We start from the raw sequence: 25,274 nt of genomic DNA, 5'->3' as shown, positions 1-25,274 counted from the left end.
GAGGTTCTAGGGGGATTTCGACATGTTAGAGTTTGATACTACTCAAGATCAATTAGCGAATATAAAAGTTATCGGTGTCGGCGGTGGCGGAAACAATGCTGTAAACCGTATGATTGAACACGGTGTACAAGGTGTAGACTTTATCGCTGTGAACACTGATGCACAAGCATTAAATCTATCAAAAGCTGAAACGAAAATGCAAATTGGTGGAAAATTAACGCGTGGACTTGGTGCAGGCGCAAACCCTGAAGTAGGGAAAAAAGCTGCAGAAGAAAGTAAAGAACAGATCCAAGAAGCACTTCGTGGTGCGGATATGGTCTTCGTAACTGCCGGTATGGGCGGTGGAACTGGAACTGGTGCAGCTCCAGTTGTTGCTCAAGTTGCAAAAGAATTAGGTGCTTTAACAGTTGGTGTTGTAACACGTCCATTTACTTTTGAAGGACGTAAGCGTGCGACGCAAGCAGCATCTGGTATTGCAGCATTTAAAGAAAATGTAGATACTCTTATTGTAATTCCAAACGATCGCTTATTAGAGATTGTTGATAAAAATACGCCAATGTTAGAAGCATTCCGTGAAGCTGATAACGTATTACGTCAAGGTGTTCAAGGTATTTCGGATTTAATTGCAACGCCAGGTTTAATTAACTTAGACTTTGCAGACGTAAAGACAATTATGTCTAATAGAGGTTCTGCTTTAATGGGTATTGGTTCTGGTAACGGGGAAAATCGTGCTGCAGAAGCTGCGAAAAAAGCGATTTCTAGTCCATTACTAGAAACATCTATTGATGGAGCTCAAGGTGTTATCATGAACATTACGGGTGGCGCTAACTTAAGCTTATATGAAGTACAAGAAGCGGCAGATATCGTAGCTTCAGCTTCAGATCCAGAAGTAAATATGATCTTCGGTTCTGTTATTAACGAAGGATTAAAAGATGATATCGTTGTAACTGTAATTGCAACTGGTTTTGATGATAGCATTGCAACTCAACCACCAAAACCAATTATTCGTCCGAATGCGAACCACACGCAACAACAGCAACAACCAGTAGCTCAACCTTCAAAACAACGTGAAGTAAAACGTGAAATGAAGCGTGAAGAGCCAGTTGTACATGAGCGTCATTCAGATTCAGATGATATCGATATTCCAGCATTTTTACGTAACCGTCGTAGACGATAAAAAAAGGAGCTTTCATGCTCCTTTTTTGTTTTTTAAATGGAAAAGACCTGCTAAGCAGGTCTTTTTTTATTTCGTATATTTCAATATATTTTGTTGGTGAAAATAAGAGTATATCATTCTATGAATTTGTACTTTTATTTTTTACCGACAGATTATGTCTAGAAATCACAAAATAACAAAAAAACACCTCCGCAAATTGACACACTTTCCTATTGGATATGCATTATACTAGTCTCAACTTGAAAAAAGAGGTGAATTGTTTGGTTGTTTACGCCGACGTTGTTTGGTTGTTAAACGCCTGCATTGATTTTCTTTTGCTTTTATTAACAGCTACCGTGTTAAAAAAGAAGATCAAAAGATGGAGGCTTGTGTTAGGGGCATTTATAGGTTCAACTATTGTTATTTTTGCCTTTACTCCTTTTGCTTCTATGATGACACATCCAATTATGAAACTACTGTACTCGTTACTTATTGTGTATACAGCATTTGGGTTTACAACATTTAGAAATTATGCACAAACTGTTTTTACTTTTTACTTTGTAACCTTTATGGTTGGCGGAGGATTAATTGGAACTCATTTCTTTTTGCAAACGAATGAAATGGTAAATGGATTGGTTCAATCTCAGTCAATTTCTTACGGCGATCCAATTAGTTGGTTATTTGTTATTTTTGGTTTTCCGGTAATTTATTATTTTTCTAAAAAGCGTATTGAAAGCGTAGAGGTCACGAAAATACACTATGACCAAATTGTGAAAGTAAAAATTCAATTAGCGGAAGAAGAACTAGAACTGGCAGGTCTTATTGACAGTGGGAACCAACTTTACGACCCATTAACAAAAACACCCGTTATGATTATGCATGTTTCATCATTAGAACATTGCTTACCATCTTGGTTAACAGAACAAATTTATTCCAAAACAGAAATTCCTCAAATACCAGAAAATGATTCTGGTTGGGCGACAAAATTACGTTTAATTCCTTTCCGTGCAGTAGGAGTAGAAAGTCAATTTTTGTGGGCAATTAAGCCTGACAGTGTGCAAGTTGATCATGAAGGTAGTTCTATTGTTGTAAACAAAGTATTAATTGGATTAAATACACAACAACTGTCTACTAATGGGGAGTATCAATGTATTGTGCATCCAAAAATGTTGATTTCACAAAAAATGGTGATCGCTTAATAATGAGAGGCGGGATAATATGATGAAATTAAAATTTTATTTAGTATACCTTTGGTATAAAGTATTGCTGAAATTAGGAATTAAGACCGATGAAATTTATTATATTGGTGGAAGTGAAGCGTTGCCACCACCGTTAACGAAAGAAGAAGAGGAAGTTCTTTTGAATAAATTGCCAAAAGGAGATCAGGCAGCAAGGTCATTACTTATTGAACGCAACTTAAGGCTCGTTGTATATATAGCAAGAAAGTTTGAAAATACAGGGATAAATATTGAAGATTTAATTAGTATAGGAACAATCGGCCTTATTAAAGCGGTAAATACATTTAATCCAGAAAAGAAAATAAAATTAGCAACATATGCATCGCGTTGTATAGAAAATGAAATTTTAATGCATTTACGTCGGAATAACAAAAATCGTTCGGAAGTTTCTTTTGATGAACCGCTAAACATTGATTGGGATGGGAATGAACTATTGTTGTCTGACGTGTTAGGTACAGATGATGATATTATTACAAAAGATTTAGAAGCTACTGTAGATCGTCACCTTTTAATGAAAGCATTACACCAATTAAATGATCGTGAAAAACAAATTATGGAACTTCGGTTTGGGCTTGCTGGAGGAGAGGAAAAGACGCAAAAAGATGTGGCGGATATGCTTGGGATTTCACAGTCATACATTTCGCGTTTAGAAAAAAGAATTATAAAAAGATTACGAAAAGAATTTAATAAAATGGTGTGAAGAATAGGACCAGCCGTTATGTAGGCTGGTCTTATTCTATTTAGTTGTATTAGGAAAGATAATTTAAATGAAAAATCGTGAAAAAACCATATGCATAAAATCCCCTTCAAAGGAAATACTTTACACTGTACAGCAACTCCCGATAGGAGGGAACACTTTGACGAGAAACAAAGTAGAAATTTGCGGTGTTGATACAGCTAAACTTCCAGTATTAAAAAATGAAGAGATGCGTAAATTATTTCGTGAAATGCAAAGTGGAGAGATAAGCGCAAGAGAAAAATTAGTGAATGGAAACTTACGTCTTGTACTGAGCGTCATCCAAAGATTTAATAACAGAGGAGAATATGTTGACGATTTATTCCAAGTTGGTTGCATCGGACTTATGAAATCAATTGATAATTTTGATTTAGGCCAAAATGTAAAATTTTCAACGTATGCTGTGCCGATGATTATTGGGGAAATACGCAGATATTTGCGTGATAATAATCCGATTCGCGTATCGCGCTCATTGCGAGATATTGCGTATAAAGCTTTGCAAGTAAGAGAGAAGTTAATTGCAGAAAATTCAAAAGAACCAACAGCAATGGATATTGCAAAAGTGCTAGAAGTAACTCATGAAGAGATAGTATTTGCTTTAGATGCAATTCAAGATCCAGTTTCATTATTTGAACCGATTTATAATGATGGAGGAGATCCTATCTTTGTTATGGATCAGTTAAGTGATGAAAAACAAAAGGACGAGCAGTGGGTTGAAGAACTAGCATTGAAAGAAGGAATGAAGCGTTTAAATGATCGAGAGAAAATGATTATTAGAAAACGTTTCTTCCAAGGAAAGACACAGATGGAAGTTGCAGAAGAAATTGGGATTTCCCAAGCTCAAGTATCACGTTTAGAGAAGTCAGCCATTAAACAAATGAATAAAACGATTCAAGGATAAGGTCTCACCAATTATGGTGAGACCTTTTTATATGTAATATGGTTTGTGCTCATAGTAGGGGATTAGTGTTCATATAATGAAACTAGCATGGTGTTTCGTATAGGTGGCTTCCTGTAAATATGAGAAACAGCTTCCAATTCGTCATATAAGGGAGAGGGTAAAAATGGTGATACGAATTTCAGAGTTACAGATGAAGGATGTTATAAATATTTCAGATGGAAAAAGGATTGGGAATATTGGAGATATTGAAATTGATATGAACACAGGGCAAGTTTGTTCTGTTATTATTTCCAAACAGACACGTATGCTAGGTATTTTTGGAAAAGATGTTGAGATTGTAATTCCTTGGAAGGAAATTGTGAAAATTGGGGAGGATGTCATACTTGTAAGAGTAGATCCTGTTAATACTGTAACAGAATCAATACAAACACCGACAATTTCATAAAGAATATTACAAATTCCTCTTTTTTTTCTGTTAGGATTATGAAAAAATAAAAGTATGGTAAAATAGACAGGAAGTACCATGCTTTTTTCTGTTATTTTAATTAAAAGGAGCCGCTTTATTATGAGAGAACCATTTAAATATGTGGACGGTATACTGTATTTACAAGCGTGGAAAGAACTTGGAAACATTACTGCTGGATTTACGACAAAAGATGGTGGGATAAGTACGGGCTCCTTTCATGCGATGAATTTAGGATTACATGTGAATGATATCGTGGAGAACGTTCATGAAAACAGACGCATTTTAGCAAATAAGTTACAAAAACCATTAGAAAACTGGATTTGCTCTGAACAAGTTCATGATCATCATGTTGAAAAAGTAGGGCAACAGGAAAAAGGAAGTGGCGTTTATTTATATGAGGACGGCATTTCAAAAACAGATGGCATTTATACGAGTAATGAAGATGTTCTGTTAACGTCTTGTTACGCGGATTGTGTTCCGCTCTATTTTTATGCACCATCACATGGTATGATAGGACTTGCGCATGCTGGATGGAAAGGCACTGTACAAGAGATTGCAAAGGAAATGATTCAAAAGTGGAATGCAGAAGGTATTTCAAGTGATGAAATTCATGTTGCAATTGGACCGTCGATTGGATCTTGTTGTTATGTTGTGGATGATCGTGTATTAACAGCAGCACAGAAAGTAATTAACGGTGCTGTTCCTCATCAAAAAATTTCTGACGGGCAGTACGCAATTAATTTAAAAGAAATTAATCGTATATTATGTGTACAAGCAGGCATAAAAGAAGAGCATATTGTAATGTCATCTCTTTGTACAAGCTGTGAAGAGCAACTATTTTTCTCTCATCGTCGTGATCAAGGTAAGACAGGAAGAATGTTGAGTTTCATAGGTTTTAAGGAGGAAGGAAGCAAGTGACAGTACAAGAAAATTTAGTAATTGTAAACGAAGCTATTAAAGAATCTTGCGTTCGAGCTGGACGTTCGTTGCAAGATATTAAACTTGTTGCAGTGACAAAAACTGTAGGGATTGAAAAAACAAACGAAGTAATTGAAACTGGAATTATCGATTTAGGTGAAAATAGAAATGAAGGTTTCTTACAGAAATATGAGCATTTCGGTTCAAAAGTTAATTGGCACTTTATTGGCTCATTACAAACGAGAAAAGTAAAAGAAATCATTAATGAAATTGATTATTTACATTCGTTAGATCGTCTTTCCCTGGCGAAAGAAATTCAGAAACGTGCTGATAAGAAAGTGAAATGCTTTATTCAAGTGAAAACCTCATCTGAAGAATCGAAGCAAGGATTAGCAATAGAAGAGGTTGTTTCTTTTATTCAAAGTTTGCAAGAATTCGATAAAATTGAAGTGGTTGGACTAATGACGATGGCTCCATTTACAGAAGAAGAGGAAGAAATCAGACGCTGTTTTAAGGAATTACGTATGTTGCAAACAAAGGTGCAGGAGCTAGAGTTATTACATGCGCCATGTAAAGAATTATCAATGGGAATGTCCAACGATTACACGATTGCAATTGAAGAAGGGGCTACATATATTCGTTTGGGAACGATTTTAGTAGGAAAAGCGTAAAAGGAAGGAGAATCTTATTATGAGTTGGTCAAAAGTAAAATACTTCTTTTTTGATACACCGGAAGAAAAAGAAGCAGCTCAATATGGTTATGAAAAGGAGCAAACAGACATGAAAAAGCAGCAAGATCCACCAGAACAACAAGATGTTACGTTTCCAAAAGCGCAACCGAAGCAAAATGTTGTGAGTATTGAAACAGCAAAACAATCTTCAAAAGTTGTTTTATTAGAACCACGCACATATTCGGAAGCACAAGGGATTGCGGACCACTTAAAAGGTAGACGAGCTGTTGTAATTAATTTGCAGAGAATGTCTACTGATCAAGCGGTACGTATCGTTGACTTTTTAAGTGGTACTGTATACGCTATAGGCGGGGACATTCAAAAAATAGGACCAAAAACATTTATGTGTACACCTGAAAATGTTGATATTGTTGGTGCAATTTCAGAGTTATTCGGTGAAGAAGAAGAAACAAATATAAAGAGGTGGTAATACGCCATGACAACAGTTTTAATGGTGTTAAGTTCTGCTATCGAGATTTACTCGTGGGCACTGATTATTTACATTCTCCTATCATGGTTTCCTGGTGCAAAGGAATCATCTTTTGGAGAGTTCTTGGCGCGAATTTGTGAACCGTATTTAGAACCATTCCGCAGATTTATTCCGCCGCTTGGTATGATTGATATTTCTCCACTCGTTGCGATTTTTGCGTTAAAACTTGCTAAAAGTGGTTTGTTCAGTTTGTTCAGCTATTTCTTATAGTAAGAGGTTAAATACATGAGCATTTACGAACATTTTAGGCCTGATGAAGAGGTCTTTGTAGATAAAGTGCTGGAGTGGAAGCGAACAGCGGAGTACCATCAAGTGAAATTAACAGATTTCCTTGATCCAAGACAGCAACAAATTGTTTCTATGGTAATTGGACAAGGAGATGTCGCTGTGCAATTTGGTGGTGCAACGCCTAATGCAGAGCGTAAAAGAGCACTCATTTATCCAGACTATCTAGAATTAAATGAAGAAGAATTTCAAGTAGAAGTATTAGAAATTGACTATCCTTCCAAGTTTTATACGCTAGAACATAGGCAAATATTAGGTACATTTATGTCTCTTGGTTTAACGAGAGAAAAATGTGGTGATATTTTGCTGCAAGAAAATCGTGCCCAAATTGTAGTTGCGAAAGAAATCGTATCGTACATTGAGATGAACTTACAAGCAATAGGAAAAGTAAAAGTCTCCTTATCAGCAGTGCAAGGAGAACAAATTCTACAAATACATGAAACGTGGGGGGAGAAATCTGGAACGGTTTCTTCACTTCGTTTAGATGTTATGTTAGCTGAAATGTTACATTTATCTAGACAGAAAGTACAACCTTTCATAAAAAATGGTTTAGTAAAAGTCAATTGGAAAACAGTGGAGCAAACTTCTTATGAATGTTATCCAGGAGACGTTTTTTCTGTTAGAGGATATGGCCGAAGTAAATTATTTTCTGTAGAAGGTAGAACAAAACGCGACAAATGGAGAATTTTGTATGGTATACTAAAATGATTGGTTTTTTAGAAGGAAATCCTCCTATTTTGTCGAAGAAAAGATATAATTGAAAGAGGAAATTTAGATAACTACTTGGAGGTGGCGTTGTGCCGTTAACACCATTAGATATTCATAACAAAGAATTTGGTCGCGGATTCCGTGGCTATGATGAAGATCAAGTAAATGAGTTTCTTGATCAAATTATCAAAGATTATGAATTGGTCATTCGTGAGAAAAAAGCTTTAGAAGAAAAAGTTGCGCAGTTAGAAGGGAAGTTAGATCATTTCTCTAATATTGAAGATACGTTAAACAAATCTATCGTTGTTGCGCAAGAAGCAGCGGAAGAAGTAAAACGTAATGCGCAAAAAGAAGCGAAATTAATTGTGCGTGAAGCTGAAAAGAATGCTGATCGTATTATTAACGAAGCATTAGTAAAATCAAGAAAAGTTGCTTTTGATATTGAAGAGCTAAAGAAACAAGCGAAAGTATTCCGAACTCGTTTCCGTATGTTATTAGAAACACAGCTTGAAATGTTAAACAACGATGATTGGGATAAACTAATTGAGTTAGAAGACGAAGTAGATGAACTGTTGAAAAAAGAAGAAACAGTGTAAGCTTGACGTTTTTCTCATTATTACATATAATTTTAAACAACATATTTATTAAGAAAAACGAAGATAGGGATAAGTACCTTTTCAAACCTTATATAGCGAACTGAGGATGGTGTAAGCTCAGGATAAGGAGATAGTGGGAATATCACCCTGGAGTTCCGCGCTGAATAAATAGAGTAAGCGTAGGCGTGTATTCGCGTTAAGAATATAAAGAGGATTCTATACATATGTATATGATCTACTAGGGTGGTACCGCGGGAGACTTTCTCGTCCCTTTTTGGGATGAGAAAGTCTCTTTTTTATTCCGTTTTTTAAGTATTTCTTTTATACATGTAAGGAGGAATTGAGCATGGAGTACAAAAATACATTACTGATGCCGAAAACAGAGTTCCCAATGCGTGGGAACTTACCAAAACGTGAGCCTGCAATGCAAGAAAAATGGGCTGAAATGAATATTTACGAAAAAGTACAAGAACATACAAAAGGTCGTCCTTTATTTGTATTGCATGATGGACCTCCATATGCGAATGGTGACATTCATATGGGACATGCATTAAATAAAGTATTAAAAGACTTTATTGTTCGTTATAAATCAATGACTGGTTTTAGTGCGCCATATGTTCCAGGATGGGATACGCACGGTTTACCAATTGAACAAGCTTTAACAAATAAAGGCGTAAAGCGTAAAGAAATGACAGTTGCTGAGTTCCGTAAGTTATGTGCAGAGTATGCATATGAACAAGTAGAACGTCAACGTGAACAATTTAAGCGTTTAGGTGTACGTGCAGATTGGGATAATCCATATATTACTTTAGAGCCAGCTTATGAAGCACAACAAATTAAAGTGTTTGGTGACATGGCGAAAAAAGGTTATATCTATAAAGGTCAAAAACCAGTTTACTGGTCTCCAACGAGTGAATCTGCTTTAGCAGAAGCTGAAATTGAATATCAAGATAAAAAATCAGCATCTATTTACGTAGCATTCCCTGTAAAAGATGGAAAGAATGTATTAGAAGGTGATGAAAAGTACATCATTTGGACAACAACACCTTGGACATTACCTGCAAACTTAGGTATTTCTGTTCACCCAGAGCTTGAATATAGTATTGTAAAAGTAAATGATGAGAAATATATCATTGCTTCTGAGCTGTTTGAGACAGTTGCAAAAACGTTAGAGTGGGAAAATGCTGAAGTTGTGAAAACAGTAAAAGGTAGCGAACTTGAGTACACAGTTGCAAAACATCCATTCTACGATCGTGATTCATTAGTTATGCTAGGAGATCACGTAACAACAGATGCAGGTACAGGTTGTGTTCATACAGCACCAGGACACGGGGAAGATGACTTCGTTGTTGGTAAAAAGTATGGATTAGAAGTACTTTGCCCAGTCGATGATAAAGGTGTATTAACAAATGAAGCACCTGGATTTGAAGGCTTATTCTATGATAAAGCTAACAAGCCAATTACAGAAAAATTAGAAGAAGTAGGCGCGTTACTGAAACTAACATTCATTACACATTCATACCCACATGATTGGAGAACGAAAAAACCAATTATTTTCCGTGCGACAGCACAGTGGTTTGCATCTATTGAAGCATTCCGTAAAGAATTAATAGAAGCTGTAGCGGAAACGAAATGGGTACCAGCATGGGGAGAAACTCGTCTTCATAATATGGTTCGTGACCGTGGTGACTGGTGTATTTCTCGTCAGCGTGCATGGGGTGTGCCAATTCCGGTATTCTATGCTGAGAATGGTGATCCAATTATTACGGATGAAACAATTAACCATGTAGCAGATTTATTCCGTGAACACGGTTCTAACGTATGGTTCGAGCGTGAAGCGAAAGATCTATTACCAGAAGGATTTACACATCCGGGTAGCCCAAATGGCGAATTCCGTAAAGAAACAGACATCATGGATGTATGGTTCGATTCAGGTTCTTCTCACCAAGCGGTATTAGAAGAGCGCGAAGATTTACAGCGTCCAGCTGATTTATATTTAGAAGGATCTGACCAGTATCGTGGTTGGTTTAACTCTTCATTATCAACAGCAGTTGCTGTAACAGGTAAAGCTCCATATAAAGGCGTATTAAGTCACGGTTTCGTACTAGATGGTGAAGGACGTAAAATGAGTAAGTCGATTGGAAACATCGTCGTACCGAAGAAAATTATGGATCAATTAGGCGGAGACATTTTACGCTTATGGGTATCTTCTGTTGACTATCAATCTGACGTACGTATTTCAGATGATATTTTAAAACAAGTAGCAGAAGTGTATCGTAAAATCCGTAACACATTCCGTTTCTTATTAGGAAACTTAGACGACTTTAAGCCAAGTGAAAATGCAGTAGCTGTAGCTGAACTTCGTGAAGTAGATCGTTACATGTTAGTGAAATTAAATGACTTAATTACAAAAGTTAAAGAAGCATATGAGACATACGACTTCGCTGCTGTGTATCATGCAATTCATAACTTCTGTACAATTGATTTAAGTTCATTCTACTTAGACTTTGCAAAAGACATTTTATACATTGAAGGTGCAAATCACGAAGATCGTCGTGCAATTCAAACTGTATTATATGATGTTCTTGTTGCGTTAACAAAACTTGTAACACCAATCTTACCGCATACAGCTGATGAAGTATGGCCATACATTCCAGGCGTAACAGAAGAAAGTGTACAATTAACTGATATGCCAGAAGCTGTACAATTAGATGACGCGGAAGCGTTAAAAACAAAATGGGATGCATTTATGACATTACGTGATGACGTGTTAAAAGCACTAGAAGTAGCTCGTAATGAAAAAGTAATCGGTAAGTCATTAAATGCAAGCATTACGCTATATCCAACTGCAGAAATGAAAGCTATGTTAGAGTCTATTAGCGAAGACTTAAAGCAATTATTCATCGTTTCTGAGTATAAACTTGGTGGTATGATGGATGAAGCGCCAGCAGATGCACCGAAGTATGAACATACAGCGGTTGTTGTTGCTCAAGCAACTGGTGAAACATGTGAACGTTGTTGGGTAGTTTCAGAAACAATTGGTAAAGATGCTGAACATGAAACATTATGTGAGCGTTGTGCAACAGTTGTTAAAGAAAACTATGTAAAATAATAAAAAACTGACTGCTATTCATGCAGTCAGTTTTTTTGTTGATGGCATATCAAAAAAACTTTTCAGACTCTTTCCTGTGAAGGAAAAATGTGTGTGAGGTAAGCAAATAAATTTCGGACACACTAACTGTACATTACAGCTAGGAGGAATGTACACGTGAATGAAATTTACATGGAAATAAAAGAAGAATTGCAATTGATGAGAAAAGAGTTGCAAGAGAGACTAGCTAAAGAAGTAATGCACAAATATGATGTCGAGTTCAGCCAAGAGCTTGGATATGAAATTAAGGAAGAGATAAAGAAAAAATTGCTATTACATGATATAAAAGAGGATTTAAAGGATGTAGAACGCGCATTATTTAAAATGGAAATAGACATGTACGGTATTTGTGAAGAGACGGGGAGATTAATTTCGACAAAGCAAATGAAGACAATGCCGACTGCTCGTACGATTCATGAATTCTTCTATGAAAAGGTAAATGTATGAATACGCACAACGATATTATATTACCTTTTTTTAATTTATTTTATTCTTCTATAAAGGTTCATTGTGAAAAGGTAGCAGCTATGCTAAAATTTTGAGGTACACTGTCTTTGTGGGGGAAATGAAAATGATATATTATGTAATAGCGTTATTTGTCATTGCTATCGATCAAATATCGAAGTGGTTAATTGTAAAGAACATGGAATTGGGTACGAGTATTCCGATTATCGACAATGTATTATACATAACATCACATCGAAATAGAGGCGCTGCTTGGGGTATTTTAGAAAATAAAATGTGGTTCTTCTACATTATTACAGTTGTTTTTGTAGTGTTTATCGTATTTTATATGAAAAAGTATGCGAAAACAGACAAGCTTCTAGGTATTTCGTTAGGTCTAATTTTGGGCGGGGCAATTGGTAACTTTATTGATCGTGTATTTAGACAAGAAGTAGTGGATTTCATTCACGTGTATATTTTCTCGTACAACTATCCAGTATTCAATATAGCTGATTCAGCATTATGTATTGGTGTTGTATTAATTATTATTCAAACATTATTAGAAGGCAAGAAAGCGAAGGAGTAATTGAATGAGTGAAGTAGTACAAGTAACAGTTGCAGCAGAGCAAAAAAACGAGCGAATTGATAAATTCGTTACAGGGATAAATAACGAATGGTCACGTTCACAAGTACAGCAATGGATTAAAGATGATGTTGTGACAGTGAACGGGAAAGCAGTAAAAGTGAATTATAAAGTAAAAGAAGAAGATGAAATTACAGTAACGATTCCTGAGCCAGAAGCGCTAGATATTCAACCAGAGGATTTAAATTTAGAAATTTATTATGAAGATGCAGATGTGCTTGTTGTAAATAAGCCACGTGGCATGGTTGTACATCCAGCACCAGGGCATACAAGTGGTACACTTGTAAACGGCCTTATGCACCATTGTACAGACTTATCAGGCATTAACGGTGTAATGCGTCCAGGTATCGTGCATCGTATTGATAAAGATACATCTGGACTATTAATGGTTGCTAAAAATGATATGGCACATGAATCGCTTGTAAATCAGCTTGTAGCCAAAACAGTAACGAGACGTTACAAAGCGATTGTACACGGTGTGATTCCGCATGATAAGGGAACTATCGATGCACCAATTGGTCGTGATAAGAAAGAGCGTCAAAGTATGACAGTTGATGAAAATGGTAAGAACGCTGTTACACACTTCCAAGTGTTAGAACGTTTTAAAGACTTTACACTTGTAGAATGTCGCTTAGAAACGGGACGTACGCACCAAATTCGTGTTCATATGAAATATATTGGCTATCCACTTGCAGGAGATCCGAAGTATGGTCCGAAGAAAACGTTAGATATGAATGGACAAGCACTTCATGCGGGTATTTTAGGCTTTGATCATCCTCGTACTGGTGAATATATTCAGTTTGAGGCACCGATTCCAGAAGTGTTTGAAGACGCATTAAATATTTTACGAAAATAGTATTGACAAATCATAAGAAAACTGAGATACTGACAACAGTTAAATAATGATCCTTTAACACAGCCCCGTGAGGTTGAGAAGGTAACGGTTTGAAATACTTAGGGTATGTTGTACCCTTTTTTCAAAAGTCCTCTCGCACACGCTGAGAGGACTTTTTTTATACCATTACTCTCACGCAAGAAAAAAAGCTTGGAGGTGTAGAGCATGCAAGAGAAAGCTGTCGTTTTAGATGACCAAATGATTCGCCGCGCTTTAACACGAATTAGTCATGAAATCGTGGAACGAAATAAAGGTGTCGATAATTGTGTTCTTGTCGGAATTAAAACTCGTGGAATTTTTATTGCACAACGTTTGGCAGAACGAATTGGTCAAATTGAAGGAAAAGAAATGGAAGTTGGAGAGTTAGACATTACGTTATATCGTGATGATTTAACACTACAATCCAAAAATAAAGAACCACTTGTAAAAGGTTCTGATATCCCTGTAGATATTACGAAGAAAAAAGTTATCCTCGTTGATGACGTATTATATACAGGAAGAACAGTTCGAGCAGCAATGGATGCTCTTATGGATTTAGGTAGACCATCTCAAATTCAATTGGCGGTTCTTGTTGATAGAGGTCATCGTGAATTACCAATTCGCGCTGATTATGTAGGAAAGAACATTCCAACATCAAGTGAAGAGCGTATCGAAGTTGATTTGCAAGAGACAGATCAACAAGATCGAGTAAGCATATACGATAAGTAAAGCCCTTTTAAATGTAGTCCTGTGAGGCTGCCAAAGGGTCTTGGCTTTCATATGTCAAATTTGGCATACGAAAGTATAGGACTCTTTGTGCACAGGCACAAAGAGTTTTTTTATTGCAAAGATTTAAACTGAAGGAGGATGTAACAATGGAACAAAAGCCAGTGTTAGACGTTAATGAAGTACCGAAACCGGGAAAATGGTTATTTTTAAGTATACAACATTTGTTCGCGATGTTTGGATCAACAGTGCTTGTTCCGTTTTTAACAGGATTGAATCCATCAGTAGCATTAATATCAAGTGGATTAGGAACGCTAGCGTTTCTTCTTATAACGAAAGGTCAAGTACCAGCATATTTAGGATCATCATTCGCCTTTATCGCACCGATTATAACAGCGAAAACGGCAGGTGGGCCGGGAGCAGCAATGCTTGGTGGTTTGCTAGCAGGGCTTGTGTACATCTTAATCTCACTCGGAATTAAGAAATCAGGATCAGAGTGGATTATGAAACTACTACCACCAATCGTAGTTGGTCCAGTAGTAATGGTAATCGGTCTAGCTTTAGCACATACAGCAGTTAACATGGCGATGAACGGTGCGGATGGCAAATACAGCTTTACACATTTTTCAGTAGCATTAGTAACATTAGCAATTACAATCATTTGCTCGATATTCGGAAGAGGATTTTTCAGTATCATACCAGTGTTACTTGGCATTATCGGCGGATATATCTTCGCTTACTTCCAAGGGCTAGTAGACTTAAAGCCGGTAGCTGAGGCAAAATGGTTTGTTGTACCAGATTTCACAGTACCATTTGTAACATACACACCAGAGTTTTCATGGAAGATTGTACTCTTGATGGTACCAGTTGCACTAGTAACGATATCAGAACATATCGGACATCAAATTGTACTTGGAAATGTTATTAAAAGAGATTTAATTGAAAAACCAGGTTTACACCGTTCGATCTTCGGTGACGGAGTAGCAACATTAATTGCATCACTAATCGGTGGGCCACCGAATACAACGTATGGTGAAAACATCGGTGTGCTAGCAATTACGAGAGCATACAGTGTATACTTATTCATCGGTTCAGCAGTATTCGCAATCATGTTCGGATTTATCGGTAAGATTTCTGCACTGATTCATTCGATCCCAACACCAGTTATGGGCGGGGTATCAATCTTACTATTCGGTGTAATCGCATCAAGCGGATTACGCATGATGGTAGATGATAAAACAGATTTAAGTGACAAACGAAACTTAATGATTGCATCAGTAATACTAGTAATCGGTATTGGTGGAGCGGTACTTCACGTAGGGGATTCATTCCAAGTCGAAGGAATGGCGCTTGCAGCAATTGTAGGTGTACTGTTAAATCTACTACTACCAGAATCAAAACAAGAAAAACATACAAAACAATCTAAGCAGATTGCTTCATAAAAATAACCTTTTAATTCAGTCCTGTGAGACGGAAAAGGGTGGCTTCTTCCTTGCACCCTAGTCTTACATGACTAGGGTATTTTTATGCAAAGGTTGTTATAAAAATACAAAAGTGGTAACATAAAAATCAGAAAGATGAGGGATGACGATGAGCCATTTGTTAACGATGAGTGAATTATCGGAAGTAGAAATTTCAGAAATCCTAAAAGACGCAGAAGATTTTGCGAATGGAAAAGAGAGCAAAACGACAGAGCAAACTTTTGTTGCAAACTTGTTCTTTGAGAATAGTACGAGAACGAGATTTAGCTTTGAAGTTGCTGAGAAGAGATTAGGACTAGATGTTTTAAACTTTTCAGCTGATGCATCTAGCGTACAAAAAGGAGAAACTTTATACGATACGATAAGAACACTAGAATCAATCGGAACAAAAGCAGTGGTCATCCGCCATGAGCAAGATCGCTACTTCGATGAACTAAAAGATCAGGTGAATATCCCGATCTTAAACGCTGGAGATGGATGTGGAAACCACCCAACGCAGTGCCTACTCGACCTTCTTACAATTAAACAAGAGTTTGGAAGATTTGAAGGTTTGAAGATTGCAATAGTAGGAGATGTTCGTCATAGCCGAGTAGCACGTTCTAATGCAGAAGCATTAACGAAGCTTGGTGCAACAATTTACTTTGCAAGTCCAGAAGAGTGGAAAGGTGAAGACAACACATTTGGAACATACAAACCATTAGATGAACTTGTTCCAGAAGTGGATGTAATGATGTTACTCCGTGTACAACATGAGCGTCATGATCATTATGAAACAGACATTATGAAAGAATATCATGAGAAACACGGATTAACAGTAGAAAGAGAAAAGCGTATGAAAGAAGGAAGCATTATTATGCATCCAGCTCCCGTAAACCGTGATGTTGAAATTGCAAGTGAACTTGTTGAGTGTGAGCGTTCACGCATATTTAAACAAATGGAAAATGGAGTTTACGTAAGAATGGCTGTACTAAAACGCGCCTTACCAAATGTATTAGGAGGAATGAAACATGAATTACTTGTTTAAAAATGGTCGTTATATGAATGAAGAAGGAAAAATTGTAGCAACAGATCTTCTCGTACAAGACGGTAAAATCGCTAAGGTAGCAGAAAATATTACGGCAGATAATGCTGAAGTAATCGATGTGAACGGAAAGTTAATCGCACCTGGATTAGTAGATGTACACGTACATCTTCGTGAACCAGGTGGTGAACATAAAGAAACAATTGAAACAGGTACACTAGCAGCGGCAAAAGGTGGATTCACTACAATTTGTGCAATGCCAAATACACGTCCGGTACCAGATTGCAGAGAACATATGGAAGACTTGCAAAATCGTATTAAAGAAAAAGCACATGTCAACGTACTACCATACGGAGCAATTACAGTACGTCAAGCTGGTTCTGAAATGACAGATTTCGAAACATTAAAAGAACTTGGAGCATTTGCTTTCACAGATGACGGCGTAGGCGTACAAGATGCGAGCATGATGTTAGCGGCTATGAAACGTGCAGCAAAATTAGATATGGCAGTAGTTGCGCACTGTGAAGAGAATACGCTTATTAATAAAGGTTGTGTACATGAAGGGAAGTTTTCTGAGAAACACGGATTAAACGGTATCCCATCAGTATGTGAATCTGTACATATTGCAAGGGATATATTGCTTGCGGAAGCAGCAGATTGTCACTATCACGTATGTCACGTAAGTACGAAAGGTTCAGTACGTGTAATCCGTGATGCGAAACGCGCTGGAATTAAAGTAACAGCAGAAGTAACACCACATCACCTAGTGTTATGTGAAGATGATATCCCATCAGCTGATCCTAATTTTAAAATGAACCCACCGCTTCGTGGAAAAGAAGACCATGCAGCATTAATTGAAGGTTTATTAGATGGAACGATCGATATGATCGCAACTGACCATGCACCGCATACAGCGGAAGAGAAAGCACAAGGAATTGAAAGAGCACCATTCGGAATTACTGGTTTTGAAACAGCATTCCCGCTTCTATACACAAACCTTGTGAAAAAAGGAGTCATTACGCTAGAACAGTTAATTCAATATTTAACAGAAAAGCCAGCTGATACATTTGGCTTAGAAGCAGGTCGCCTGAAAGAAGGTAGAACAGCTGATATTACAATCATTGATTTAGAACAAGAAGAAGAGATTGATCCAACAACATTCTTATCAAAAGGAAAAAATACACCATTCGCAGGTTGGAAATGCCAAGGATGGCCGGTAATGACAATCGTTGGTGGTAAGATCGCATGGCAAAAGGAGAGTGCATTAGTATGAAAAGACAACTTATCTTAGAAGATGGAACAGTATTAATTGGAAAAGGTTTCGGAGGAGAAATCGAAAAGTCAGGTGAGGTTGTATTTACAACAGGAATGACTGGATATCAAGAAACATTATCTGATCCATCATATTGCGGTCAAATCGTAACATTCACGTACCCATTAATCGGAAACTACGGCATTAACCGTGACGATTTCGAATCGATTCACCCATCTGTAAATGGTTTAATCGTAAACGAAATTTGTGATCATCCATCAAACTTCCGTAATGAAATTTCGTTAAATGATTACTTAAAAGAAAGAAACATCCCGGGATTAGCAGGAATTGATACGAGAAAATTAACGAGAAAAATTCGTCAATACGGTACATTACGCGGACGCCTTTGTAACATGGATGCAGATGTAGAATACATCGTGAGCCAATTAAAAGCGACAGTATTTACAGATCACGTGAAACGCGTATCGACGAAAGATCCATACCCAAGTCCAGGACGCGGACACCGAGTTGTACTTGTAGACTTCGGAATGAAACATGGTATTTTACGAGAATTAAATAAGCGTGACTGTGATGTAATTGTAGTTCCTTACAACACAACAGCAGAAGAAATTTTACGCCTTAGCCCAGATGGAATTATGTTAAGTAACGGACCTGGGGATCCAAAAGATGTACCAGAAGCAATTGAAATGTTAAAAGACATTATCGGTAAAGTTCCTTTATTCGGAATTTGCCTAGGACATCAATTGTTCGCTCTAGCATCTGGTGCAAATACAAGTAAGTTGAAATTCGGTCACCGTGGTTTAAACCACCCAGTAAAAAATCTTGCAACTGGAAAAGTAGCAATTACATCTCAAAACCATGGTTACGCAGTAGAAGAAGAATCAGTTGAAAATACAGAGCTTGAAATTACACATGTTGCTTTAAATGATGGAACAGTAGAAGGTCTTCGTCATAAGAAGTTCCCAGCATTTACAGTACAATACCATCCAGAAGCTTCAGCAGGACCTGAAGATGCAAATGATTTATTCGAAGATTTCTTAGCAATGATTGAAAACTTCAAGAAAGAAGGGGAAGAGTTATGCCAAAACGCCTAGACATTAACACAATTTTAGTAATCGGATCAGGACCAATTGTAATTGGGCAAGCAGCGGAGTTTGACTACTCTGGTACACAAGCTTGTCAATCTCTAAGAGAAGAAGGTTACAAAGTAATCCTTGTTAACTCTAACCCAGCAACAATTATGACAGATACTGCAACAGCAGATAAAGTATATATCGAACCATTAACATTAGAATTCGTAAGCCGTATTATTCGTAAAGAACGTCCAGATGCAATCTTACCAACATTAGGTGGTCAAACAGGGTTAAATATGGCTGTTGAACTTGCGAAATCAGGCATACTTGAAGAATGCGGAGTTGAAATTTTAGGAACGAAATTATCAGCTATCGAGCAAGCGGAGGATCGCGATTTATTCCGTACATTAATGCAGGATTTAAATGAACCAATTCCATCTAGTACGATCATTCATACGCTGGAAGAAGCACATGAATTTGTAAAAGAAATTGGTTATCCAGTTATTGTTCGCCCAGCATTTACAATGGGAGGAACAGGTGGCGGAATTTGTAGTAATGAAGAAGAACTAATTGAAATCGTATCCGGTGGATTAAAACATAGTCCAGTAACACAATGTTTATTAGAAAAGAGCATTGCTGGTTGTAAGGAAATTGAATATGAAGTAATGCGTGATTCGAATGATAACGCGATTGTAGTATGTAACATGGAAAACATCGATCCAGTTGGGGTTCACACAGGTGATTCTATCGTAGTAGCACCAAGCCAAACATTAAGCGACCGTGAATATCAAATGTTACGAAACACTTCATTACGAATTATTCGTGCATTAGGAATTGAAGGTGGATGTAACGTTCAGCTTGCACTAGATCCACATAGCTTCCAATACTATGTAATCGAAGTAAACCCACGTGTAAGTCGTTCATCTGCACTAGCATCTAAAGCGACTGGATATCCAATTGCAAAATTAGCAGCGAAAATTGCAGTCGGCTTAACATTAGATGAAATCATAAACCCAGTAACACAAAAAACTTACGCTTGCTTCGAGCCAGCATTAGACTATGTTGTTTCAAAAATTCCACGCTGGCCATTTGATAAGTTTGAATCAGCAAACAGAACACTTGGTACACAAATGAAGGCAACTGGTGAAGTTATGTCAATCGGACGTAACTTAGAGCAATCATTATTAAAAGCGGTTCGTTCTTTAGAGCTTGGCATTTATCACTTAGAATTAGACCACTTAAAAGAACTTGATAAAGAAACAATGAAAAAACGCATTATTAAAGCAGACGATGAGCGACTGTTTATTGTAGCAGAAGCAATTCGTCAAGGTGTAACGAAAGAAGAAATCAACGAATGGTGTGAAATGGACTTCTTCTTCTTACAAAAAATTGAAAACATCGTAAATATGGAACGCGAAGTAAAAGCGAATGTAGGAAATATGGAAGTACTACAAGCTGCGAAAGAAATGGGCTTCAGTGATCACTACATTGCAGCTGCTTGGAACAAAACGGAGCGTGAAATTTACGATATGCGTAAAGAAAGCAATATAACTCCTGTTTATAAAATGGTAGATACTTGTGCGGCAGAGTTTGAATCTGCAACACCATACTACTACAGCACATATGGTGATGAGAATGAATCGGTGATAACAGATCGTAAGAGTGTTGTTGTACTAGGGTCTGGTCCAATCCGTATCGGTCAAGGGGTTGAGTTTGACTATGCAACAGTTCACTCTGTATGGGCAATTAAAGAAGCTGGATATGAGGCAATCATTGTTAATAACAATCCAGAAACAGTTTCAACAGACTTCAGTATTTCTGACAAATTATACTTTGAACCATTAACAATCGAAGATGTAATGCACATCATTGATTTAGAAAAACCAGAAGGCGTTATTGTTCAGTTCGGTGGACAAACGGCAATTAACTTAGCGGCGAAATTAGAGGCTCACGGTGTGAAAATCTTAGGAACATCACTTGAAGACTTAGACCGTGCAGAAGATCGTGATAAATTTGAAGCTGCTTTAACAAAACTTGGTATCCCGCAACCAGTTGGTAAAACAGCAACGACTGTAGAACAAGCGGTAGCAATCGCAGAAGAAATTGGTTATCCAGTATTAGTAAGACCATCTTACGTACTAGGTGGACGTGCGATGGAAATCGTATATCGTCAAGAAGAACTGCTGCACTACATGAAAAATGCAGTTAAAGTTCATGCAGATCACCCAGTATTAATCGACCGTTACATGGTTGGTAAAGAAATTGAAGTAGATGCAATTTCAGATGGTGAGAATGTATTCATTCCAGGTATTATGGAACATATTGAACGCGCTGGAGTTCACTCTGGTGACTCAATTGGAGTATATCCACCACAAAGTTTATCTGAAAAACTAAAAGAACAAATCATTGAACATACAATTGCACTTGGAAAAGGATTAAACATTGTTGGATTACTAAATATCCAGTTTGTAGTATTCAAAGATCAAGTGTACGTAATTGAAGTAAACCCACGTGCAAGCCGTACAGTACCGTTCTTAAGTAAAATTACAGGCGTACCGATGGCGAATGTTGCAACGAAAGTTATTTTAGGGCAAGACCTAGTAGAGCAAGGATACGGAACGGGCTATCACCCAGAAGAGAAAGAAGTATATGTAAAAGCTCCGGTATTCTCATTCGCGAAACTACGTTCAGTTGATACAACATTAGGACCTGAAATGAAATCAACAGGGGAAGTAATGGGTAAAGACTTAACGCTTGAAAAAGCATTATATAAAGGATTAGTTGCTTCAGGAATTAACATCCCAACGCACGGATCAGTAATCATTACTGTAGCGGATAAAGATAAAGAAGAGGCGATGGAAATTGCAAAACGTTTCCACGAAATCGGCTATAACTTATTAGCAACAGCTGGAACAGCACAATCATTAGAAGAGCAAAATATCCCAGTACAAGTTGTAAACAAAATTGATTCTGAAGACTACAACTTACTAGATATTATCCGTCAAGGAAAAGCACAGTTTGTAATTAACACATTAACAAAAGGTAAACAACCAGCGCGTGATGGTTTCCGCATTCGCCGTGAATCAGTAGAAAATGGCGTGGCTTGCTTAACATCACTTGATACAACAAGAGCAATCTTACGAGTATTAGAATCTATGACATTCTCAGCTCATTCAATGAAAGAAATTACGCAAACAAAGCGTCACGAGGTGGTACATGCATGATGCAAAAGCAAAATATGATCGTCGTTAATCAAAAAGAAATCGCAAAAAACATTTACGAGTTAGTGCTTCAAGGAACTTTAGTACAGCAAATGAACGAACCAGGGCAGTTTGTACACATTAAGGTAGCAGAGGGCATTGCGCCCCTTCTGCGCCGCCCGATTAGTATTTGTAATGTAGATCAAGAGAAGAACGAATTTACAATGCTATATCGTGCGGAAGGACAAGGGACAAAAACATTAGCAACTAGAAAACAAGGTGAAATGGTAGACGTACTAGGACCACTAGGACACGGTTTTCCTGTAGAAGAAGCAGAAGCTGGTCAAACAGCTTTACTAGTAGGCGGGGGGATTGGTGTACCACCACTTTATGAACTATCACAGCGCCTCGTTGCAAAAGGTGTACGTGTAATTCACATCTTAGGTTTTCAAACGAAAGATGTAGTTTTCTATGAAGAAAAATTTGCAGAACTTGGTGATACGTACGTTGCGACAGTAGATGGTACACACGGTACAAAAGGATTTGTCACAGATGTAATTGATAATTACGGAATTGACTTTGATATTCTTTATTCATGTGGTCCGTTAGCGATGCTTCGTGCATTAGAAGGACGTTACAAAGAGAAAAAAGCCTATATTTCATTAGAAGAACGTATGGGCTGCGGTATTGGAGCTTGTTTCGCATGTGTATGCCACTTACAAGAAGATCCAAGTGGACATTCTTACAAGAAGGTGTGTAGCGACGGACCAGTATTTCCAATCGGGGAGGTTGTACTATGAACAGATTGCAAGTTGAATTACCAGGATTATCATTAAAAAATCCAATTATACCGGCATCTGGATGCTTTGGATTTGGTCGTGAATATGCACAGTTTTACGATTTAAGTGTACTAGGATCAATCATGATTAAAGCGACGACAGAACAACCACGCTATGGAAATCCAACACCTCGTGTTGCTGAAACACCGGGCGGCATGTTAAATGCGATCGGACTTCAAAACCCAGGGTTAGAAAAAGTAATGAATTCTGAATTACCATGGTTAGAACAATTTGACCTTCCAATCATTGCTAACGTTGCAGGCTCACAAGCTGAGGATTATGTAGCGGTTGCAAAGGAAATTTCTAAAGCGCCTAATGTCCATGCACTAGAATTAAATATTTCTTGTCCGAACGTAAAAACAGGTGGTATCGCCTTTGGTACAAATCCTGAAATTGCTGCTGATTTAACGAAGCGAGTAAAAGAGGTTTCTGAAGTACCTGTATACGTGAAGTTGTCACCAAACGTGGCAAACATAGTGGAAATTGCAAAAGCGATTGAAAATGCAGGTGCAGATGGTTTAACGATGATTAATACATTGCTTGGTATGCGTTTAGATTTAAAAACAGCTAAACCAATTTTAGCAAACCGTACAGGCGGATTATCAGGTCCTGCGATTAAGCCAGTAGCAATTCGTATGGTACATGAAGTAAGCCAAGCGGTTAACATTCCAATTATCGGAATGGGTGGTATTGAAACAGCGGAAGATGTAATTGAATTCTTCTACGCTGGCGCAAGCGCAGTTGCAGTAGGTACAGCGAACTTTATCGATCCGTTCGTATGTCCGACAATTATTGAAGAGTTACCAGCATTACTAGATGAATTAGGATTTGATCACATTTCGGAATGTCAAGGAAGGAGCTGGAAGCAAACATGTCACAGTCGTTAATCGTTGCACTAGATTTTCCAGGGAAACAAGATGTAGAACAATTCTTGCGCCACTTTGAAGGGGAAGAGTTATTTGTCAAAGTTGGTATGGAGTTATTTTACAAAGAAGGCCCTGCAATTATTACGTACTTAAAAGAAAAAGGACATAAGATTTTTCTAGATTTAAAACTTCATGATATTCCGAATACAGTAAAAAGCGCTATGCGTAGCCTAGCTAGTCTAGATGTTGATATGGTAAATGTTCATGCTGCTGGGGGAAGCAGCATGATGAAAGCTGCGATTGAGGGATTAGAGGAAGGTAAGCAAGAAGGAAAAGAGAGACCGATTTGTATTGCAGTTACACAACTAACAAGCACTTCGGAAGCTATGATGAAAAAAGAGATTGGCATTGAGAAGACGTTAGAAGAAGCGGTTGCTCATTATGCAAAACTAACGAAAGAAAGTGGACTTGATGGCGTTGTTTGCTCAACGCTTGAAGTTCCAAAATTACGTGAAGTATGCGGGAATGAATTTGTAACAGTAACACCGGGGATTCGTCTTGCAAGCGATGATGTAAATGACCAGGTGCGCGTAGCAACACCGAAACGTGCGAGGGAACTTGGCTCAAGCTACATCGTAGTTGGACGTAGTATTACAAAAGCAGAAAATCCGCTTGAAGCGTATAAAACAGTAAAACAACAGTGGGAAGGTGTAACAGTATGAAAAAAGAAATCGCATCGCATTTATTAGAAATTGGAGCAGTATTTTTACAACCGAATGATCCATTCACATGGTCTTCAGGTATGAAATCACCAATTTATTGTGATAACCGTTTAACTTTATCTTATCCAAAAGTACGTCAAGCGATTGCAGCTGGATTAGAAGAGTTAATTAAAGAGAACTTCCCAACTGTAGAAGTTATTGCAGGAACAGCAACTGCTGGTATTGCGCACGCTGCATGGGTAAGCGATCGTATGGATTTACCAATGTGCTACGTACGTAGTAAAGCAAAAGGCCACGGTAAAGGGAATCAAATTGAAGGAAAAGCTGAAAAAGGTCAAAAAGTTGTAGTAGTAGAAGACTTAATTTCAACTGGCGGAAGTGCAATTACATGTGTAGAAGCACTTCGCGAAGCTGGCTGTGAAGTATTAGGAATCGTATCAATCTTCACATACGAGCTAGAAGCAGGAAAAGAAAAGCTAGAAGCAGCTAACGTAGCATCATATTCTTTAAGTGATTACAGTGCATTAACTGAAGTTGCAGCAGAAAAAGGTATGATCGGACAAGCTGAAACGAAAAAATTACAAGAGTGGCGTAAAAATCCAGCTAACGAAGCTTGGATCACAGCGTAACATGAAAAAAACGACCGCGGGGGAACGCGGTCGTTTTTTATATTATTGTTAAAACTTCAAGTAAAGTTCCATCAATATCAAAGAAAATCATATTACAATCTCCTTAA

25 protein-coding genes and 1 other annotated feature are annotated in these 25,274 nt (G+C 37.6%); all 25 genes read left to right on the top strand.

The annotated features are described in order from the left end of the window. The first annotated feature begins 22 nt into the window (after window positions 1–22). The 25 genes from ftsZ to pyrE all read left to right on the top strand — a co-directional run bounded on the left by ftsZ (window position 23) and on the right by pyrE (window position 25,167). Window positions 23–1,177, top strand: a complete 1,155-nt coding sequence (ftsZ, locus tag AC1Q51_RS06745; RefSeq protein WP_000888984.1) for a cell division protein FtsZ — start codon at window positions 23–25, stop codon at window positions 1,175–1,177. 260 nt (window positions 1,178–1,437) lie between these two features. Further along, window positions 1,438–2,355, top strand: a complete 918-nt coding sequence (gene spoIIGA / locus AC1Q51_RS06740; RefSeq protein ID WP_000261975.1) for a sigma-E processing peptidase SpoIIGA — start codon at window positions 1,438–1,440, stop codon at window positions 2,353–2,355. Between the two features lie 19 nt (window positions 2,356–2,374). Then, complete coding sequence (gene sigE, locus AC1Q51_RS06735) at window positions 2,375–3,094, top strand: RNA polymerase sporulation sigma factor SigE (RefSeq protein ID WP_000976948.1); 720 nt, start codon at window positions 2,375–2,377, stop codon at window positions 3,092–3,094. A gap of 157 nt (window positions 3,095–3,251) precedes the next feature. Further along, complete coding sequence (sigG, locus tag AC1Q51_RS06730) at window positions 3,252–4,031, top strand: RNA polymerase sporulation sigma factor SigG (RefSeq protein WP_000197755.1); 780 nt, start codon at window positions 3,252–3,254, stop codon at window positions 4,029–4,031. 163 nt (window positions 4,032–4,194) lie between these two features. Continuing rightward, a complete protein-coding gene (locus AC1Q51_RS06725) occupies window positions 4,195–4,476 on the top strand; it encodes a YlmC/YmxH family sporulation protein (RefSeq protein WP_000236749.1) in 282 nt (93 codons plus the stop codon). Between the two features lie 120 nt (window positions 4,477–4,596). Next, the gene (gene pgeF, locus AC1Q51_RS06720; protein ID WP_090977176.1) at window positions 4,597–5,415 is read left to right on the top strand and encodes a peptidoglycan editing factor PgeF; all 819 of its coding nucleotides are present in this window, start codon (window positions 4,597–4,599) and stop codon (window positions 5,413–5,415) included. Then, a complete protein-coding gene (locus tag AC1Q51_RS06715) occupies window positions 5,412–6,086 on the top strand; it encodes a YggS family pyridoxal phosphate-dependent enzyme (protein WP_000218011.1) in 675 nt (224 codons plus the stop codon). Before pgeF ends, AC1Q51_RS06715 begins: the two co-directional genes overlap by 4 nt. 19 nt (window positions 6,087–6,105) lie before the next feature. After that, on the top strand, window positions 6,106–6,576 hold the full coding sequence (locus AC1Q51_RS06710) for a cell division protein SepF (RefSeq protein WP_000119129.1): 471 nt from the start codon (window positions 6,106–6,108) through the stop codon (window positions 6,574–6,576). 6 nt (window positions 6,577–6,582) lie between these two features. Further along, window positions 6,583–6,846 carry a YggT family protein gene (locus AC1Q51_RS06705; RefSeq protein WP_000214324.1) on the top strand — a complete coding sequence of 88 codons (264 nt, stop codon included), beginning with the start codon at window positions 6,583–6,585 and terminating at the stop codon, window positions 6,844–6,846. A gap of 15 nt (window positions 6,847–6,861) precedes the next feature. Further along, window positions 6,862–7,629 carry a YlmH family RNA-binding protein gene (locus AC1Q51_RS06700; protein ID WP_000029713.1) on the top strand — a complete coding sequence of 256 codons (768 nt, stop codon included), beginning with the start codon at window positions 6,862–6,864 and terminating at the stop codon, window positions 7,627–7,629. Between the two features lie 89 nt (window positions 7,630–7,718). Next, window positions 7,719–8,225 carry a septum site-determining protein DivIVA gene (gene divIVA / locus AC1Q51_RS06695; protein ID WP_001131611.1) on the top strand — a complete coding sequence of 169 codons (507 nt, stop codon included), beginning with the start codon at window positions 7,719–7,721 and terminating at the stop codon, window positions 8,223–8,225. A 51-nt stretch (window positions 8,226–8,276) separates the two neighbouring features. Next, window positions 8,277–8,500 (top strand) — a binding site (T-box leader). Window positions 8,501–8,571: 71 nt separating this feature from the next. Then, window positions 8,572–11,337 carry an isoleucine--tRNA ligase gene (gene ileS2 / locus AC1Q51_RS06690; RefSeq protein WP_000455951.1) on the top strand — a complete coding sequence of 922 codons (2,766 nt, stop codon included), beginning with the start codon at window positions 8,572–8,574 and terminating at the stop codon, window positions 11,335–11,337. Window positions 11,338–11,493: 156 nt separating this feature from the next. After that, complete coding sequence (locus tag AC1Q51_RS06685) at window positions 11,494–11,823, top strand: TraR/DksA C4-type zinc finger protein (RefSeq protein WP_001002956.1); 330 nt, start codon at window positions 11,494–11,496, stop codon at window positions 11,821–11,823. 124 nt (window positions 11,824–11,947) lie between these two features. Then, complete coding sequence (lspA, locus tag AC1Q51_RS06680) at window positions 11,948–12,406, top strand: lipoprotein signal peptidase LspA (protein ID WP_000642180.1); 459 nt, start codon at window positions 11,948–11,950, stop codon at window positions 12,404–12,406. A 4-nt stretch (window positions 12,407–12,410) separates the two neighbouring features. Then, complete coding sequence (locus tag AC1Q51_RS06675) at window positions 12,411–13,319, top strand: RluA family pseudouridine synthase (protein WP_000005832.1); 909 nt, start codon at window positions 12,411–12,413, stop codon at window positions 13,317–13,319. Between the two features lie 204 nt (window positions 13,320–13,523). Continuing rightward, the gene (gene pyrR / locus AC1Q51_RS06670; RefSeq protein ID WP_001156491.1) at window positions 13,524–14,066 is read left to right on the top strand and encodes a bifunctional pyrimidine operon transcriptional regulator/uracil phosphoribosyltransferase; all 543 of its coding nucleotides are present in this window, start codon (window positions 13,524–13,526) and stop codon (window positions 14,064–14,066) included. Between the two features lie 146 nt (window positions 14,067–14,212). Continuing rightward, window positions 14,213–15,505: a uracil permease gene (gene uraA, locus AC1Q51_RS06665; protein ID WP_000435927.1), complete on the top strand. Its 1,293-nt coding sequence runs from the start codon at window positions 14,213–14,215 to the stop codon at window positions 15,503–15,505. Window positions 15,506–15,653: 148 nt separating this feature from the next. Further along, window positions 15,654–16,568 carry an aspartate carbamoyltransferase gene (gene pyrB / locus AC1Q51_RS06660; protein ID WP_000018860.1) on the top strand — a complete coding sequence of 305 codons (915 nt, stop codon included), beginning with the start codon at window positions 15,654–15,656 and terminating at the stop codon, window positions 16,566–16,568. Beyond that, on the top strand, window positions 16,552–17,838 hold the full coding sequence (gene pyrC, locus AC1Q51_RS06655) for a dihydroorotase (protein WP_001108371.1): 1,287 nt from the start codon (window positions 16,552–16,554) through the stop codon (window positions 17,836–17,838). Before pyrB ends, pyrC begins: the two co-directional genes overlap by 17 nt. Then, a complete protein-coding gene (locus AC1Q51_RS06650) occupies window positions 17,835–18,932 on the top strand; it encodes a carbamoyl phosphate synthase small subunit (RefSeq protein WP_000828670.1) in 1,098 nt (365 codons plus the stop codon). The genes pyrC and AC1Q51_RS06650 overlap by 4 nt, the downstream gene beginning before the upstream one ends. Continuing rightward, the gene (carB, locus tag AC1Q51_RS06645; RefSeq protein ID WP_001126128.1) at window positions 18,917–22,135 is read left to right on the top strand and encodes a carbamoyl-phosphate synthase large subunit; all 3,219 of its coding nucleotides are present in this window, start codon (window positions 18,917–18,919) and stop codon (window positions 22,133–22,135) included. Before AC1Q51_RS06650 ends, carB begins: the two co-directional genes overlap by 16 nt. Continuing rightward, window positions 22,132–22,911, top strand: a complete 780-nt coding sequence (pyrK, locus tag AC1Q51_RS06640) for a dihydroorotate oxidase B electron transfer subunit (RefSeq protein WP_000983359.1) — start codon at window positions 22,132–22,134, stop codon at window positions 22,909–22,911. The genes carB and pyrK overlap by 4 nt, the downstream gene beginning before the upstream one ends. Continuing rightward, window positions 22,908–23,837, top strand: coding sequence for a dihydroorotate oxidase B catalytic subunit (gene pyrD / locus AC1Q51_RS06635; protein ID WP_001081057.1), 930 nt, complete (start codon window positions 22,908–22,910; stop codon window positions 23,835–23,837). The genes pyrK and pyrD overlap by 4 nt, the downstream gene beginning before the upstream one ends. After that, on the top strand, window positions 23,822–24,538 hold the full coding sequence (pyrF, locus tag AC1Q51_RS06630) for an orotidine-5'-phosphate decarboxylase (protein WP_000083496.1): 717 nt from the start codon (window positions 23,822–23,824) through the stop codon (window positions 24,536–24,538). The genes pyrD and pyrF overlap by 16 nt, the downstream gene beginning before the upstream one ends. Continuing rightward, entirely contained in the window at window positions 24,535–25,167 is a 633-nt protein-coding gene (gene pyrE / locus AC1Q51_RS06625) for an orotate phosphoribosyltransferase (RefSeq protein WP_053563751.1), read from the top strand. Before pyrF ends, pyrE begins: the two co-directional genes overlap by 4 nt. The last annotated feature ends 107 nt before the right edge of the window (window positions 25,168–25,274 follow it).

It is taken from the genome of Bacillus sp. MT94, assembly GCF_058792475.1.
The sequence above is the reverse complement of the archived record's forward strand: the minus strand, read 5'-3'. Positions and strand labels throughout refer to the sequence as shown.

Bases quoted from the DNA above. Each gene is read 5' to 3' on its own strand.
- ftsZ (WP_000888984.1), top strand. From the start codon at position 23: ATGTTAGAGTTTGATACTACTCAAGATCAATTAGCGAATATAAAAGTT.
- sigE (WP_000976948.1), top strand. From the start codon at position 2,375: ATGATGAAATTAAAATTTTATTTAGTATACCTTTGGTATAAAGTATTG.
- AC1Q51_RS06725 (WP_000236749.1), top strand. From the start codon at position 4,195: ATGGTGATACGAATTTCAGAGTTACAGATGAAGGATGTTATAAATATT.
- pgeF (WP_090977176.1), top strand. From the start codon at position 4,597: ATGAGAGAACCATTTAAATATGTGGACGGTATACTGTATTTACAAGCG.
- AC1Q51_RS06710 (WP_000119129.1), top strand. From the start codon at position 6,106: ATGAGTTGGTCAAAAGTAAAATACTTCTTTTTTGATACACCGGAAGAA.
- AC1Q51_RS06705 (WP_000214324.1), top strand. From the start codon at position 6,583: ATGACAACAGTTTTAATGGTGTTAAGTTCTGCTATCGAGATTTACTCG.
- AC1Q51_RS06700 (WP_000029713.1), top strand. From the start codon at position 6,862: ATGAGCATTTACGAACATTTTAGGCCTGATGAAGAGGTCTTTGTAGAT.
- ileS2 (WP_000455951.1), top strand. From the start codon at position 8,572: ATGGAGTACAAAAATACATTACTGATGCCGAAAACAGAGTTCCCAATG.
- lspA (WP_000642180.1), top strand. From the start codon at position 11,948: ATGATATATTATGTAATAGCGTTATTTGTCATTGCTATCGATCAAATA.
- AC1Q51_RS06675 (WP_000005832.1), top strand. From the start codon at position 12,411: ATGAGTGAAGTAGTACAAGTAACAGTTGCAGCAGAGCAAAAAAACGAG.
- pyrR (WP_001156491.1), top strand. From the start codon at position 13,524: ATGCAAGAGAAAGCTGTCGTTTTAGATGACCAAATGATTCGCCGCGCT.
- uraA (WP_000435927.1), top strand. From the start codon at position 14,213: ATGGAACAAAAGCCAGTGTTAGACGTTAATGAAGTACCGAAACCGGGA.
- pyrB (WP_000018860.1), top strand. From the start codon at position 15,654: ATGAGCCATTTGTTAACGATGAGTGAATTATCGGAAGTAGAAATTTCA.
- pyrC (WP_001108371.1), top strand. From the start codon at position 16,552: ATGAATTACTTGTTTAAAAATGGTCGTTATATGAATGAAGAAGGAAAA.
- AC1Q51_RS06650 (WP_000828670.1), top strand. From the start codon at position 17,835: ATGAAAAGACAACTTATCTTAGAAGATGGAACAGTATTAATTGGAAAA.
- carB (WP_001126128.1), top strand. From the start codon at position 18,917: ATGCCAAAACGCCTAGACATTAACACAATTTTAGTAATCGGATCAGGA.
- pyrK (WP_000983359.1), top strand. From the start codon at position 22,132: ATGATGCAAAAGCAAAATATGATCGTCGTTAATCAAAAAGAAATCGCA.
- pyrD (WP_001081057.1), top strand. From the start codon at position 22,908: ATGAACAGATTGCAAGTTGAATTACCAGGATTATCATTAAAAAATCCA.
- pyrF (WP_000083496.1), top strand. From the start codon at position 23,822: ATGTCACAGTCGTTAATCGTTGCACTAGATTTTCCAGGGAAACAAGAT.
- pyrE (WP_053563751.1), top strand. From the start codon at position 24,535: ATGAAAAAAGAAATCGCATCGCATTTATTAGAAATTGGAGCAGTATTT.